The sequence below is a fragment of the Sphingobacterium sp. UBA865 genome, from assembly GCF_002295765.1.
In the GTDB taxonomy this organism is placed as follows: Bacteria; Bacteroidota; Bacteroidia; order Sphingobacteriales; family Sphingobacteriaceae; genus Sphingobacterium; species Sphingobacterium multivorum.
In genome coordinates this window covers 73440-89126 of the sequence record NZ_DBGB01000036.1, presented here as the reverse complement: position 1 = coordinate 89126, position 15687 = coordinate 73440, and the positions used below count along the sequence as shown (strand labels likewise).

General features: G+C 36.3%; 13 protein-coding genes. 1 reads left to right on the top strand and 12 read right to left on the bottom strand.

Translation table 11 applies throughout. The features are described 5' to 3' along the window. Positions 1-17 precede the first annotated feature (17 nt). From B2O97_RS19815 to B2O97_RS19775, 9 genes are all read right to left on the bottom strand, one after another. Positions 18-1643: a hypothetical protein gene (locus B2O97_RS19815; protein ID WP_286767969.1), complete on the bottom strand. Its 1626-nt coding sequence runs from the start codon at positions 1641-1643 to the stop codon at positions 18-20. Positions 1644-1667: 24 nt separating this feature from the next. Further along, complete coding sequence (locus B2O97_RS19810) at positions 1668-2258, bottom strand: hypothetical protein (protein ID WP_286767968.1); 591 nt, start codon at positions 2256-2258, stop codon at positions 1668-1670. A gap of 168 nt (positions 2259-2426) precedes the next feature. After that, on the bottom strand, positions 2427-3842 hold the full coding sequence (locus B2O97_RS19805; RefSeq protein WP_286767967.1) for an exopolysaccharide biosynthesis polyprenyl glycosylphosphotransferase: 1416 nt from the start codon (positions 3840-3842) through the stop codon (positions 2427-2429). 772 nt (positions 3843-4614) lie between these two features. After that, entirely contained in the window at positions 4615-5052 is a 438-nt protein-coding gene (locus B2O97_RS19800; protein WP_286767966.1) for a WxcM-like domain-containing protein, read from the bottom strand. 7 nt (positions 5053-5059) lie between these two features. Then, entirely contained in the window at positions 5060-6931 is a 1872-nt protein-coding gene (locus B2O97_RS19795; protein ID WP_286767965.1) for a polysaccharide biosynthesis protein, read from the bottom strand. 143 nt (positions 6932-7074) lie between these two features. Continuing rightward, entirely contained in the window at positions 7075-8031 is a 957-nt protein-coding gene (locus B2O97_RS19790; RefSeq protein WP_115045901.1) for an MraY family glycosyltransferase, read from the bottom strand. A gap of 8 nt (positions 8032-8039) precedes the next feature. Continuing rightward, positions 8040-8930 carry an NAD-dependent epimerase/dehydratase family protein gene (locus tag B2O97_RS19785; protein WP_115045902.1) on the bottom strand — a complete coding sequence of 297 codons (891 nt, stop codon included), beginning with the start codon at positions 8928-8930 and terminating at the stop codon, positions 8040-8042. Then, positions 8927-10036: a glycosyltransferase family 4 protein gene (locus B2O97_RS19780; protein ID WP_286767964.1), complete on the bottom strand. Its 1110-nt coding sequence runs from the start codon at positions 10034-10036 to the stop codon at positions 8927-8929. Before B2O97_RS19780 ends, B2O97_RS19785 begins: the two co-directional genes overlap by 4 nt. 7 nt (positions 10037-10043) lie before the next feature. Further along, positions 10044-11120, bottom strand: a complete 1077-nt coding sequence (locus B2O97_RS19775) for a glycosyltransferase (protein WP_115045906.1) — start codon at positions 11118-11120, stop codon at positions 10044-10046. Positions 11121-11165: 45 nt separating this feature from the next. On the opposite strand from B2O97_RS19775, the gene B2O97_RS19770 reads away from it, so the two are divergent. Then, positions 11166-12371 carry a hypothetical protein gene (locus B2O97_RS19770; RefSeq protein ID WP_115045907.1) on the top strand — a complete coding sequence of 402 codons (1206 nt, stop codon included), beginning with the start codon at positions 11166-11168 and terminating at the stop codon, positions 12369-12371. A 299-nt stretch (positions 12372-12670) separates the two neighbouring features. Here the strand turns inward: B2O97_RS19770 and B2O97_RS19765 are convergent, their stop codons facing one another. From B2O97_RS19765 to B2O97_RS19755, 3 genes are read right to left on the bottom strand one after another with little or no spacing between them, the layout of a single operon-like run. Continuing rightward, positions 12671-13573: a glycosyltransferase family 2 protein gene (locus B2O97_RS19765; protein WP_115045908.1), complete on the bottom strand. Its 903-nt coding sequence runs from the start codon at positions 13571-13573 to the stop codon at positions 12671-12673. Position 13574: 1 nt separating this feature from the next. After that, positions 13575-14477, bottom strand: a complete 903-nt coding sequence (locus B2O97_RS19760; RefSeq protein ID WP_115045910.1) for a glycosyltransferase family 2 protein — start codon at positions 14475-14477, stop codon at positions 13575-13577. Further along, positions 14465-15682, bottom strand: coding sequence for an O-antigen polymerase (locus B2O97_RS19755; protein WP_286767963.1), 1218 nt, complete (start codon positions 15680-15682; stop codon positions 14465-14467). The genes B2O97_RS19760 and B2O97_RS19755 overlap by 13 nt, the downstream gene beginning before the upstream one ends. Between the last annotated feature and the right edge of the window lie 5 nt (positions 15683-15687).

Here is a 15687-nt window from a genome sequence, read left to right as displayed (position 1 = left end):
TGAGTTCTTAAATGCTTTTATAATTTGCCGCACTCTTCGGTCAGGATAGCCAGATTGGTCGCTCCTGCTTTGGTTCCGATAATGTCACCCGGCTGTATACCTACTGTGGCTGTATTGTCTGCTGCAATAGTTTTCGCGTTGACTTCTTTCACACGTTGGCCCCAGATCGCTTTGAAATCATATTTGGTACCGTCTGTTTTTAAAAGTGTCGTACGCAAGAATCCATTGTCCACTGTACCTAGGAACTGATACGTTCCAGTGCCGCTTACCCGGTAGAATAACTGGAATGTTGGCAACAGGGTAATGGTCGTTGTTTTGTCCGGACAACGTACATACAGCTGCAGCGTCGACGTAGTTCCCGTAGCATCTCCCGGATTTGGCAATGTCATCGCTGTCACCTGACCACAGGCTGCCAATGGACTTTGATCCAATATATTACCGGCACTGTTGCGCACCACAATACTTGTACCGCTTGACGGCACATCAACCAAACTGATACTTGGATTATTCTTATTGATCGAATATTCACCTGTGGCAATCACTTTGCCGCCCCAGATGGCTTCTACAATAATCGGATAGGTCGACCCATTCGTCATCCAGTCGCCCGAGAACGTGATAACGCGTGCCGAAGGACAGGCCTCACCAAATTCACCAGCCATATAGAATGACAAGTGCTGAACCTGAAAACTTACTTTAAATCCGGCAGCAGCCGAGCCTGTAACTGTACTGTTTTGTTCGTAACGCCAGATGCCATCGGTGCTATTGGAAAAGATCTGAAATACCTGCCCCGCTGCAATGGATGCACCGGATATCGGGCTCACATAACCTGCTTCAACAGGCATACTCACCGTAAGTGGCTGACTGAATTGTTTCACCGCTATACCATTCACCAACATGCTGATTTCAGCAACGGCTGCCGGGCTGAAAGTACCTGCAACGGTACTGCCGTTGGCCAATACGACTTTGTCGCTTTTGACATCCCCGCCCGGAAGTAATTCGACAGCATCCTCATTGTCGGCATCGATGCTGGTCAAAATAATCTGAACAGTGTTGCCGCCTGTAATGACGTTGCCATTGGCATCTTTAAACTGGGTACCGGTCGGAATGGTTACTTCCATATTGCCGCCGCCTACAGCGGAGGGTACGGTAACTGTCGTTGCGGCTGTTGTGGACCCATTGGAACTGAGGTCAACATTGGCGACCGTTTCCTTCGCACCGTCCGGAACAACTGTCGGTTTTGTCAGCACGATCGTCTGTATACCACTCGATGCATCTGTGATGGCAACAGGTACTTCCTGTGTCGTGTAGCCCGAAGCTGCAAGCTGCACCCGAAAACGGATCGGATTTGCAGCACTGGCCGTCCGCTTAGGATCAAGACCAAAAGTGATCAGGTTATCTGTCAGCTTAAAATCTTTATAGCCATTCATGTTGTAAATGTCCTGAGTGTCTCCAGAACTCAGTGTGACTGTCACCCCGCTGATTGTCTTACCATCAATATCTACCACCTTCAGGGTAGCATAATTTTGAATAACTTCTGTACTTACCTGAAGGTTGAAATCCTTCAGCGGACTCTCACAGGAAGATACCCCGCCCAACAATGAGAAAGCTAAGGCACTATATATCGCGATTTTTTTGATTTTCATAATGACTCTGTTTTATATATTTACCTATTTAAACCGATAACTGATGCCTGCTTCGATACGGGGCAAATAGCGGTAGTTCTTGATGTTATTCTCGATGGTGGCGGCATTATTGACATTTTCTTCCAATAGACCTGTTGCTTCCATCGTCACAGAAGGCTTAGAAAGGTAATAGCAGCCCAAGTCCACATGCATTGAAAAGCGGCTGTCGATCAGGATATTGCTCCAGCCGATACCCGCATAGGGATTAACGGTTTTCTTCCAGGCCACATTGGTCTTTATCGTACCGACCATTTCTGGATCAACGGCAATATCACCATAACGGTAGGGATCCGCCAAACGGGTGGTCAGGGTTCCATCGAGCTTAAAGAAATAGGCGCCGCCCACCTGCACGTTGAAACTGCGGAAAAAACCCCGATTATTCACGAAGGGTGTCCAACCGAAAATAGCAGAGGCATTGGATGATTTGGCCTTGGCCTCACTCCGTGTCGCACGGTTACTATACGTACCCTCAATGTTTGTGCTGAACGGCATATAGCTTACACCGAGGCGCATGCCAAACTGTTGGCCCAGCGGATAATAAAATTGAGCCCCAAAACCTGTGGACCCAAAATGCACCCCAAGCCCCAAGGGGTAGCCGAAAGAGTAGGCTGTCTCGGGTATGCTATCCCGCTCATCACTATTAGCCCGCGATACTGAGATATTGAACAGCATAAACATGCCGAGCAATAGGACGGTTAATCTGGTAACTTTTTTGTTCATAATCTGTCAGTTTTAATATTAACGTTAATAAGCATTTTTCTCTCCTTGCAGCATGTTCAAAACGGTCATGCACACAATTTTAAAGTCGAGCATGGCCGACCAGTTATTCATATAATCCAGGTCATATTCGACCCGTTTGGCCATTGCTCCAGGATCCTTAGTCTCCCCGCGGCAGCCATTGACCTGTGCCCAGCCCGTAATTCCGGGCTTTACAAAATGACGCACCATATAATGCTGGATCAGCTGGCTATAATGTTCGGTATGGGCAAGCATATGCGGACGTGGACCGACGACACTCATCTGCCCCAGAAACACATTGATAAACTGCGGAAATTCGTCCAGATTTGTCTTTCTTAAAAACTGACCTATTGCCGTAATACGCTTATCGCCTTTGACGGCTTGCTTTGCATTGGACTCCGTATTGACAACCATACTCCGAAACTTATAGCAATCAAAAGTCTGATTATTACGTCCGGAACGCGGCTGCTTGAAAAAAATCGGACCTGGACTCTGGATCTTGATAATCAAACCGATAATAGGAATCAACCAGGATAAAATAAATACGATCACGAAAGTAGAAATGACAAGATCGACAATGCGCTTCTTGATGCGGTTTTCCATCGTCGAAAGCGATTCGTCATGCGAGCGAAGCACGGGCAATTCCACCGTCAGCACGCCATCTTTGCTGGAATACGGCATCATTTCAGCCGGAGCAGTCACAAAATTGAGATGCACACATTTGCTGTCAGCTGCCATGATCAATTCTCTGCTGCAGCTCGAAATATCGGGGGAATTGACGACAAACACATCAAAGATCCCCAAACTGGCGACCTCCTCAAAATAACGTCTGAACCTAGTCAAAGTATCATCTTTGCTCGGCAAACCAGGATCGTCGCGGTAAGCGATTGTGTTGACATGATAAAATGGATGCTCCTTGGCAAGGATCCCTGCCACACCAGCCATGTAATCGTTGTGGCCGATCAAGGCTACTTGCTTGCTCCAACCTAAGCGCCGCGGCAATACCGTATAGACATAGGTCAACACAAAACGGGACAGAGCAAGGTAGATAAACATACCTGCTGCCACCACGACAAAGAAAACCCAAACTCCCTTAAGATGATGGCCGATCAGGATACAGCCCGCAAAAATTGCAACCAGCAACAGTGCCGTACGCAACGTGATACGGAATACATTCTCAAGCCGCTCGATGGTCGCATCAGCATAAAGCCGCATATAGAGCGACGAAATGATAGCAACAAGATTAAAAGTCGTCCACAATGAGTAAAAACTGGCCGGCACTTCCTGCCCCACATCCATCCAACCATTGTTGGCTACGACAGAGTAGGCAAGCACAAATAGGATATTCAAAGACACTGCATCTGTCAAAGCGAGCAGCATTTTTAAATAAGCTAAAACGCGATTTTGAACATACTTATGCATAATAATCTTTATTAGTTAAATATTCAAATAGTTAATAAAAAATTAAAAAACCTAATTTTAAACATTTTTCCTAACAAGAAACATAAGCGGCGCAAAGTACCCGTACAGGTAAATACCTATAATTGAGAAAACTATAGCTCAAATTGGCTTCCCCATGAAGCCGAAGAGCAATAAATTCACTTTTTCTATGTCAGTTCTATCTGTTTATGATCAGATCTCAATAATTGTTTTTTTAAATAATAAGGCTTCTCTTCAGAATTTAGTTGACTGGATTTTTCCGCACAAATTGCATCATCCGCTTGGATAATCATGCAGTCAAATACTCTCGTGTTTTAATAATTGTAGATTGTAGTATGACAAATATAGACAACAAAATTTAATAATCTTTATCTTTTTTAATGTTTTTATCAAAATTTCACAATTACTTCGCAATTCCTTTAAGAATTGAGCTTATTTAGACCGTAATTTGCACGAGAAAATGCACTTATCTCCTCGAAATCAGGGGGAAAACCTTTAAAATTTACGGAGAATAAAAAAATTAAGAAATTGTCACAAAATTATGACCAGGAGAATCTGCCAAATTAAAAAAAACTTCTTCAACATGGAAACTTGGCTCAAAAGGGGGGAAGCCGGTCGTAGATTGGACTGCACTTTAATTACCTCCTCGATCAGTAGAGGTACAGAATTACCATAAGAGGCGGCTTACTTGAAATCAAAGTTGATATATCAACCGAAAAGTCCGAGGAACTACTTCGCAACCAAATAAAGGGCACTAAATATCAAATGATTTCTTTCTATTTTTAAAGTAATCCAAGGGATACGTGTGATCATCGTTTGCCGCATGTTCAATTCCATAGTCGGAATATACGAGTAATTCACTATCAGGTTCCATTGCTTTGAAAGCAGTACCGTAGCCTGAAGGGATATGTAACACACGCAAATTGCTAGCAAGCATAATCATATTATCGACAGGAAGATCTGGTGAAGCTACTTCCCAATTGTCAATTTTAACCACATCTACGGAAAATGATCCAGAGAGTACATAAAACCAGCGTTGTTCGATCTTATGAGCGCGCCAACCTCTTACCAACTCTGTATCTAGATTCTTGATAATATAAAAGCGCTTAACAAGACTCATGTCAAAATCATTGACAAATCTTATTTGCCCCCTATGGTCCTTGGCGACCCCTCCTTGTATTGTATTAATCATATTTTTTTTATTTGTCTAATGTTTGAAATACTGAATTTTGTGATCGATATTCGGGCACAATTTGCTTTATCAATCTTACGAGTTGCATTTTATCTACACGAGGGTTTGCATTTTCTACATATTGACAAAGATATTCAACTTTACTTTTCTGGATATCTAAGTCAGCGGTATTTACTTTGGCAATCATAATCTTTTCGTGATAAGTCTTTTCAGTATTTTCCCCATTCGCCAAAAGTTCCTCAAATATTTTCTCCCCAGGCCGTAACCCTACCACCTTAATATCAATATCCTCTGGATAATTGTATCCTTTTAAGCGGATCATCTGCTTGGCGAGATTCATAATTTTAACCGGTTCGCCCATGTCAAATACAAATATCTCTCCTCCTTTACCCATAACAGCAGCTTCCTGAACCAGTTGGCAGGATTCGGGGATGGTCATAAAATACCGCGTGATATTGGGATCTGTAATGGTCAACGGACCTCCATGGAGCATCTGTCTTTCAAAAAGGGGGATAACTGAGCCATTTGAGCCCAAAACATTCCCAAACCTTGTGACGATAAAATTGGTTTTAGAATATTTATTAACTATTGAAACAGCTATCTCTGCAACACGTTTTGTGGCTCCCATGACATTCGTTGGGTTGACAGCTTTATCGGTGGAAACCATAACAAATTTGGAGACCCCATAATTATCTGCCAACTTAGCTAAGGTATAAGAGCCGCACACATTGGTCAATATTGATTCATAAGGATTGGCCTCCATGAGCGGTACATGCTTATAAGCTGCTGCATGAAAAACATAAGTAGGCAAAAATGTTTGAAAAACGTTTTCCATAAAAGGCCTATTCCGGATATTCCCAACCATAAAGGTAAAACGGTCGAAATTCACATTGGAACTAAGTTCCTGCTGAATTTCGTAAAGTGCAGATTCTGCCTGGTCTACAACAATAAGTTTCAACAGATCGGTATGTGCCAATTGCCGTACAAGTTCGCTGCCTATAGAACCCGCGCCACCAGTAACTAATACAATTTGGCCTTTCATTTCCGATGCTATCGTCGGATTGTCGAGATCAATAGCTTTACGTCCAAGCAAATCTTCGATTCGGAGACTTCGTATCTGCCTCGTGGCAACTTCTCCAGCAAGTAATTTAGCCGTGTCAGGAATTATCTTTACAATAAGTGGAATTGGTTCGGCCAATTTGAAAACATGCTCTAAACGTTGAGGATTATGGTCGTCAATCGCAATAATCAATTCATGTGGGTTTCCATGCTTCTGTACAAAAGCTTTATTAAGACAATTGATATCCCTAACTTTAAATCCTTGAATTCGTTTTCCAATACGGCTTGGCTTATCATCCAGAATGGCCACAATACGATATTTATTGCGCGAGGTCGTGTGAATAAAGTGAAATGTCGTATTTCCCATATTCCCAGCACCAAAGAGGATTACAGGTATACGGTTATCTTTCTGATTCCACACGAGTTCATGGTATATAGATCGATAAAGAACCCTAAGGAAAGTCATTCCAAAACCAGCGATCAAGGCATGAAAAAGAAGTTGCGTATCCGAAAAAGGCACTATACTTTGCAATATGGTATTCTTAGGGACTATCCATTCTATTAACTTACTAAGTAGCTCAACAGAAATATAAGCCAAAACAAGCGCAACAACAAGTTGCTGAAGGTCCCGTATTCCGGTTTTGTGCATGACACTTTTATATGTCCCGAAGATCAGAATCCAAAATAGATAAATCGTTGAAACAATTAGCAATTGACCAAAAAGGTTGTCAAGCTCAACTACTCCTCTATGCTTAAAAATAAGAATATAACTTATGACAAAGCCGGTACTGATAATGAGCATATCGACTAATAAAACCATCCAACGGGGTTTGTTAAACAAAAGCCCCTCCCTCCATAAGTTAATCATTCATATATTTAAAAAGGTCAGAATAATAATTTTCAAGCTTCCCTCTACTTGAAAGTTTTTTTCCCATAAAATTCAGAAAAACACACAATTAAAAACTATTTCACATAGTTTGCGATAATATATCTTTTCAGCATCAAATACACTAAGCTAAAAACAAAAAGTAGGCCAAGAGAGAAATAAATTTGAATATCATAGCTTTTATTTGAAAATTCAATGACAGCAAGCCCAATTCCAAGTTGGATAATACCATAGAGAAAGGAAATCAATAGCTTATTGATGCCAGCTTCATTTCCCATATATTGATATAAATGAGAACGATGCGCTTCAAAAATATTTTGCTTTAGCATTAAACGCCGTATTATCGTCCAAACGGCATCGATACCGTATACAGACAAAAAAAGGATATAAATTAAATTACCTGTTTTTAATATAAGTGAACCTAACGCGAATAATAGGATATAGGCGATTGCAACAGAACCAACATCGCCAGCAAAACATTTGGCTTTCGTGCGAAAATTAAAAAAGGTAAATACTAAAATACCCAATAAAGTAAATACTAACAATTCTTGTGGTATAAAATCAAGCTGCTTGTTTACAAGCATAAGGAGCCCACCAACAGCTAAACTATAGCAAGCCGTAATTCCATTGATACCATCCATAAAATTGTAGGCATTAATCACACCAACTACAATAATAAAGGTTATGATCAAAAAATACCATGGCATGGAAAATACATTCAGCTGATAGGCCATCAGCAATACCGACGCAAAATGCACCAGCAAGCGTATCTTGTTAGACAAGGTAAAGACATCGTCCAGAAACGAAACAATGGTCATCATTGTTAGGCCCAAGAAAAACCAGGGGTATTGAAAACCAGACCAGATAAAGTATGCCAGCGCTCCAAAATAAAAGACCACACCACCACCACGAAGTGTTATTGTTGAATGAGAAGAACGTTCATTAGGCTTATCAATAATATTAAACCGATTCGCTACTTTGAAGTATAGCAGTTCGAGGATGATGAGTACGATGAAAACAATCAGATATGTCATAGTATGAATTATGCGTTTTTAAATGAACGAATTGTTTTTTCGAGGCCTTCCTTTGCCGTGTAAGGAAGCTTACTAATTCCCAATGTGGTTTTTATTTTTTGGTTGGAGACAATAAGATTACAGGTCATTTTTTTGAGACGTGTGGTATTTAAAGGCAGTGATATGACATCTCCAATTTTAGCAACAAATTTCACAATTAGCTTAGGAAGCATTACATTCGGAACGTTATTATTTGTTATAGTTTTAATAATTTCAATGATTTCTTTTGTTGATACCACTTCATCATCTGATATATGATATAGCCCAGATTCCATCGTATCTTGCTTTTCTATAATTTGTTCAATAAAAAAACAAAAATTATCTATTGATATAAACGATCGCTGATTATTAAAAGAAGCTAATGGATAAGGAATACCCTTTGATATTAATTTGTATAAAAGCCCCAAATTTCCTTTATCCCCAGCTCCATGAACCATAGGAGGCCTTATAATAATTAGCTTTTTATCAGAAGGAAGATCCTGTTCTAATAACCATTCTTCAGCGGATCGTTTTGATTTTCCATAAAAAGATATTGGATTACATTTATCTATTTCAGTTAGTGACGTTTCAGACTCAATCTCTTCCAATGCAGCCAGGGAACTGATATGGATTAACAGTTTAGCTTTTGAGATTTTAAAAACGTCAAATATTTGTTTTGTCAACTCAACATTAGCATAATGGTAATCCTCTTCTTTGAGAACACCTTTATGGTCATGAGCTTTACCAATTAGGTTAACTACAACGCCCGCATCTTTAAAATTTTCTTTCCAATCATGATCTCGTAACGACACACCTTTCGCGTTAAAATTTTTGAGCAAATTGCGCCCAATAAATCCTGAACTTCCAATTACAATTATCATTTCAGTGAGTATATTTTTTGTCCGATTTCCCTATAAACAATTTGCTCAGAGAAATTCTCACTAACAAAATCTCTACCTGCAGCACCGTGCTTCTTTCGAAGCTCGGTATCAAAAAGATATTTTTCAATACCATTGGCAATACTAGAACCATTAATCTCCACAAATATCCCTGTTTGATTTTCAATAATTGAATCAATACATCCAGTAGATCTAGTAGTTATAATTGGTAAGCTTGATGACGACGCTTCCAAAACAACTGTTGGGAATCCTTCACGATAAGATGGTAAAATAAATATGTCCATCATATTATAATAAGTACTAGTATCGGATATTTCTCCCACCAATTCAATAGATTTGCATTTCCTTATATACTCAATAGTATCAATATCTAGCTTATCCCTTTCGTCGAAAGGTCCAATCAATAACAATTTTATATCCCTATGCTTTGCGGCAAGAATTTTCCAAGCCTCAGTAAGTTCACCAATTCCTTTATCTTTTGCCAAACGACCAACATAACCAATAGTAGTAACAGAATCGTCTCGAAAACCTGAGCGAAATTTGAAAAGGTCTGTGTTAACACCATTACATGTTCCCTTTCCCAATAAAACATTTTTACTATCGCGATTTAGATGCAAATTGATCGCGATATTTTGAACAGACTGACTCACATTTACAACCTTGTGTGCCTGAGCACCAATGATCTTTTCGATATTTATTAAAAGCTTTCTTTTAACACCGGTTGAGGTTTCAAAAACCAACCCATGTCTAAAAAAGATACGGTTCGGAACACGTGCTAAATATGAGGCAGTCATACCTATCAATCCCCCTTTCGGGCTATGTGCAATCACGTAATCAAACCTCTCTCTAGCAATAAACTTACGTAAGTTAATAATTGAAAGGAGATCTTGAATTGGATCAATTGACCTTTTGATAGGAAGAGGATATGCTACAAAGTCATATTTAGAGGCCAGTTCAAATAATTCTGTGGACTCAGAACAAGCTACATAAGACTTGACCCCCAGATTTCGAAAATATAAAAATTGATTGCCAATAAAATATTTAAGAGAAAAAGATATTGATACGACGTGTAAGACCTTAATATCCATGCTATTTTTAACTAATTTTTTGATATAAATCAACAATTTGATCTACCATCACTTCAATTGAATAACTCTTAGATTTTTTAACTCCAGAATCTTTTATAGAATGATATATATCATAATTCTCCAATAGTATAATTTTATCCAACAAATCTGCAATATTTCCCTTTTCGAATAAAAGGCCTCCCTGTGATACAACCTGAGATAATCCAGGTACGTCTGAGGCTATAACTGGTACGCCACATGCCATAGCTTCCGCTGCCGCAAGTCCAAAGCCTTCCCAATGAGAACTTAAAATAGCAATGTCACACATTTTTATAAGGTTATATACATCGGTCCTAACACCTAGGAAATTTACTCTATCAAGCAAATTTAGATTATCAACCAAATCTGTAAGTTCACCTCTTCTATCTCCATCACCAACTAAGATAAGTTTATAGCAAAGAGGTAGACTAATTAAAGCTCTAATTACAGAATCCTGATCTTTCTGCTTCCTAAATGCCGCAACCATAATTATTAGTTTATCAGAATCCGCGTATCCAAATTTTTCGCGATTCTCCTTTATTGAGTCATGAATAAGATCAAGGTTAATTCCATTATTAATAGTAATTAGCTTTTGGGTTGGAAGAGATAATTTGTCGATTAAAGCCAATTTTACCTCGTCGGTAATACAAATTATTTTGGAATAATAGCTATATACAAACCTTTCAAGTCTCCTAAATTTAGCATTAGAAATACGTCTATTTACAGTGTTATGTTCGGTGAAAATCAGCTTAATTTTCGATCCAGATAAAAACTTGGCGAAAGCCACAAAATATTGAGAAGGGAACAAATGAACATGAACTATATCATAATTTTTCAAGTAAGATATAATCTTATAAATGTATAATGGATTATAATAGCTATTGCCCAAAAAGAAAATATTTCCTGAAAAACTTCTCTTCAATTCCCTTAAAAATGGAGTATCTATCCCATTCAATAGGAGCAAATCTGTTTCAATATTTTTTTCCCTAAATAATGGAAGTATATCAGTAATAAGCTTTTCAGCTCCACCAATCCCCAATCCATTAATAATATGTAATACTTTCAAAAGTTCTTATTATTTTTGTCAAACATAATAAGAAATTTTGAATTTATGTTTAATATTATCGTTTCATCCATCCTTTTTAATATTATTTTTTTCAACCATCTGAAAAAAGATACTCACCATAAACAAGATATTCAGATAGTATACGCTACTTCTTTTGGCGTAAAAGCAGACTTTAATGGTTTCAGCGGAACAGATAATACAATTTATCTTCAAAATGCAATCGATGAGGCATCAAAGCAAAACAAAACTCTTATTCTGCCAAAGGGAAAAATATTATTAAACTCTTACGGACCATCTAAAGAAAGCCAAGCACATAAAAATATTTTACTGTTAAGGTCGAATCTCAGAATTTTAGGTAATGAGTCTGAAATTGTCGTGGGAAAATATTTCAACGATAAACCTTTTATTGTATTATCAGGATTTAATAATTTAGATGCTACCAAATTTGCGTCTATCGCAAATATAGAAATCAGTAATATAATTATTGATTTTAACCATTCTAAAAACAGTATGAGATCTAAATATACTCCCAGAAGAGGTATTGAATTAGGAAATGCTAAAAATGTGGTTATATCTAAGTCTATATTTAGAAATGGCGATATTAGCTGCGCAATAGGATCAGGGCATGGAAAAAGTAAAAGTGCAAATGTTTCAATTATTGAAAATAAGTTTTTAAATATAGTAAATAGCAAAACAAATACGGATCATTCTACTATTTATCTAAATTCAAATAATTCAAATATATCAAATAATACATTTTTTTTATCCGGTACCCAAGGAAAGCTTATGGCTTGTGGGATAGAAATTCATAACTCAAATATCGACGTATTTGCAAATAAAATAGAGGGATATACCCGTATGATGTATATCGCAACAATAAATAGTGAAAATAATTTTATAGAAAATATTATTGTAAAGGATAATACTGCAAATATAACCAATGCGGCAATTTACCTTTGGTTGGATCAAAATACTAGCCAGAAAAATATATTAATAGAAAATAACTCAATAACTTGTAATCATTTGAAAGGATACAGTATGTTATACAACGGTACTCAAGGTATCATATCCGATGCTCGAGACGAAGAGAATACAAGTATATCTAACCTAATAGCGAAGAATAATAAAATTACTATTTCAAATACTGAAATAAAAGGACGAGCTGTTAAATATAACACCAAGTACCAAATCAAAGATATTAACAATAATTGTGTAGGTTGCAAAGATGGAATAAATGCATATAAGAAATAACATATATTGAGAGTGTACCTCAGACTGTGTGATAGAATTAAAACTTTTTTCAGTCTGATCGTATTGCCAATCTAATAGATAATTTGGAGACGGTCAAAAGTCAGTTATGCATTGGAATCAACCATTTTTACTATATCGCTATGTGAAGTTGCTACACTTTGAAGCCTTCCCGTTTTAGTAGACTTATCTACAGATTCCAGGCACAAGTTTTCGGTACGAATATATTAGGCTGTGATCTTTAGCCGTGCAAACTGAAGGACATTCACGCAGAAATATAAAAAACCTCTCGTTTTATTAGATTATATAAATAGATTGCGCCTTATTTTCTTAATTTTTCTAATTCTTCCAAAAGCAACAAGTATAGTGGGAACAAAACATAGGATAGTCAAAGTTTTTCTCGCTGAGTTTCTTAGAATAGTTCCCAATTTATTACCTGCTGCCAAAGAGTATGCAATATACTTTATTTCGTTCCTCAATAAATCTTTTAAATTAAGATCTTGGGACTGAATTAGTTTTTTTTCATAAATTAATCCATTAATATTTTTTGCAACAAGATTTAATACATCAAAAGAAAGACCGTCTTCTAAATAATCTCCCTTATATAAAATTTTATTACACAATTTAAAATTGCCATACTCTTTCATTTTCATATAAAAAACAGATTCTGGTATCAATTTTTCATTACTAAAGGATGATACCAAACATTTTTTATAGATTTCTGTATTGACGACAAATATTTTATCACCGGTAGTAGGTCTATTACCGAAATATATATCGACATAGGATCCAGATTGTTTTGAAAATTGTGACCCAATAATGTTTCCTTTTAGATCTGATTTTAGATAAGCACATCCAATAATACGATGACCTATATCAGTGATATCTGTTTTGATTATTTGCAAGAAATTTGGAACGAGAAAGTCATCTGAATCAAGTACAATGCTGTAAATAGCCATATTGCTCATATTAAAAGCAGTAACCAGTGCATTGCTTTTACCCCCATTTTCCTTCCTTAAATATCGAATTTGAATAATATCTTCTTCAATCCATTTCTGTACAATATCAGAAGTATTATCAGTTGAGCCATCATCTATAATAATCCATTCAAAATCTTCTTTCGCCCCTTCTTTTATTAAGCGTTCGTAAATATTCCCTAGACAATAATCTCGGTTGAATGTTGGTGTAACTATGCTAAGAAACATATTATATGGTATTTTTAAAAAATAATTTCAATATTAATATAGCTTTTGAATTTCCAATTCGAAAATTATACTTAAAAATTGATTTTATTTTATTGAAAAATGATAAATTCGGAAAAACAAGGTAAGAGGTAAATATCTCTTTTTGTTTTGATGTGAAATGAGGCTCAAAAAAATTGTAGAATGCAAGATTTGCATTATAATGATTTTTATCTATAATAGGATTTGATCTTTGTAAAAAACTATTTAGTCTATCTTTGAAAGATATAGAAATATTTCCTGTAACGTTATTTGCATGCTGACGATATAACATTAAACACTCGTCTAAATAGATAAGTTTACCAAAACTGACCGCTGCCATAGTTAAATAATGATCATGCATATAAATATAATCTGGTTTTTTTAAAACGATTTCTAATAGTTTTCTATTAAACATTAATGAGCAACCTTGAACACCGCTATTCAAAAACAAACTATTAGAAAGCTCATGTCGCTCGATTAGAGAAACTTTTTCAGAAATAATTGCACTACCATCAAAGCCATAAGCATTAGAGTAGACTGCTGCAGGATTGTCTTCAGATTTCAATAAGAGGTATAGTTTCTCAAGTTTTGAATCAAGCCAAATATCATCCTGATCGCAAAATATTATAAAATTTGAAGTACAATAATTTAATAAACTTAAAAAATTTGAACCTGCATTTCCATATTTTAAGCCATCTTCGATTAAAATAATTCTAGAATCCAACTCAGAAAACCTCTTAACAATTTCAATGGTTCCATCATTTGAACCGTCATCATGAACTAATAAACGCCAATTCTTATGGCTTTGGGAGATTAAAGAAAAGATTTGCCGCTCAATGAATTTCCCCCCATTGAAGGTAGCCATGAGAATATCTATTTTTTCCATTTTACATTTACATTTCTAAATTTATACGGGATATATGACAATAATATGAGTTGAATTAGATAAGACATATTTGTGAAAATATATTCCCCAAAAAACTGTAATAATAGTACACAGCCCATATAAGAATATAAAATATATGCAAACTTAAAATTCAAACAGCTTAACCGATAAAAAAATCCTGACAAAAAACCTACAACAAATCCACAAATGACAATTCCGTAATATCTGAAATCTAGCCAAATTGGGCCAATAACAGTATAAACATTCGTATAACTGGGGGTTTTAATGTATCCTTCATCTGTAAAGTCATTAATGTAAATTTTCTTCTGTTTTTCAATCAGCCCTAATTTTTCCGAGAAGTTATTAAAAAAAACTAGTACATTTTGCCCAAAACTAAATGAGTGCATGTCCCTTTCTACTATTTTATCCAAAGCTGGTAATCCACCCAATAAATACGTATAAAAAATAGAAGAGGTATCGTTAGAATTAGCTTTTCCATCTCTAAGACTTTGAACAGAAAACATGAGGAAAAAAATTAATATACTATATTTGGCAAGTTTGACAATTGACACTTTAGTTTTAAAAAAGATAACTATTAGAGAAGGGAATATCAAAAACATGAAAGATGATTTGGACATAGTTGATAATGCAAAAACTACATTAATAATTAAAATAATATAAAATCTCTTCTTATTATTTGACTTTTTCTCTTTATTTAACTCAATTAACTCCATCATATAAGAAATGAAGGCGATAGTCAACGTATATGCAAAAACACCTAGACTCACCTTTGTTTCCAATAACCCTGTGTTGGCCATTCTCAACTTATAGAAAAAATCTCCAGGAATTACTGACAATTGACGATATAAGACATATAATGTCGGCAAAAATCCAAATAAACTAATTTTATAATATAAATTCCTTATCCTTAAACTAAACTGCTCCTCATTTCTTTCGATCCTAAATCTGATATTTACAAAATTTTCAGATACAAAAACCCCAAATAGAATGAAAAAGTTCCAGACTAAAATAATTATTAAAACTTGAGGATTAAGCTTGTACATACCGTGATCGAAACTCAAATATACTCCAAGGATACAAAGCCAGCTCATTGGAGAAATCACCCAGGGCGAGATTATACTTTTCGAGTGGATATAACCAAAAACAGAAAATGCTGTTAAAAAAGAAATTATTAGAAATTCCATTATCT

Bases quoted from the DNA above. Each gene is read 5' to 3' on its own strand.
- B2O97_RS19785 (WP_115045902.1), bottom strand. From the start codon at position 8,930: ATGATAATTGTAATTGGAAGTTCAGGATTTATTGGGCGCAATTTGCTC.
- B2O97_RS19765 (WP_115045908.1), bottom strand. From the start codon at position 13,573: ATGTTTCTTAGCATAGTTACACCAACATTCAACCGAGATTATTGTCTA.
- B2O97_RS19760 (WP_115045910.1), bottom strand. From the start codon at position 14,477: ATGGAAAAAATAGATATTCTCATGGCTACCTTCAATGGGGGGAAATTC.
- B2O97_RS19790 (WP_115045901.1), bottom strand. From the start codon at position 8,031: ATGACATATCTGATTGTTTTCATCGTACTCATCATCCTCGAACTGCTA.
- B2O97_RS19780 (WP_286767964.1), bottom strand. From the start codon at position 10,036: ATGGATATTAAGGTCTTACACGTCGTATCAATATCTTTTTCTCTTAAA.
- B2O97_RS19805 (WP_286767967.1), bottom strand. From the start codon at position 3,842: ATGCATAAGTATGTTCAAAATCGCGTTTTAGCTTATTTAAAAATGCTG.
- B2O97_RS19815 (WP_286767969.1), bottom strand. From the start codon at position 1,643: ATGAAAATCAAAAAAATCGCGATATATAGTGCCTTAGCTTTCTCATTG.
- B2O97_RS19795 (WP_286767965.1), bottom strand. From the start codon at position 6,931: ATGGTTTTATTAGTCGATATGCTCATTATCAGTACCGGCTTTGTCATA.
- B2O97_RS19755 (WP_286767963.1), bottom strand. From the start codon at position 15,682: ATGGAATTTCTAATAATTTCTTTTTTAACAGCATTTTCTGTTTTTGGT.
- B2O97_RS19800 (WP_286767966.1), bottom strand. From the start codon at position 5,052: ATGATTAATACAATACAAGGAGGGGTCGCCAAGGACCATAGGGGGCAA.
- B2O97_RS19770 (WP_115045907.1), top strand. From the start codon at position 11,166: ATGTTTAATATTATCGTTTCATCCATCCTTTTTAATATTATTTTTTTC.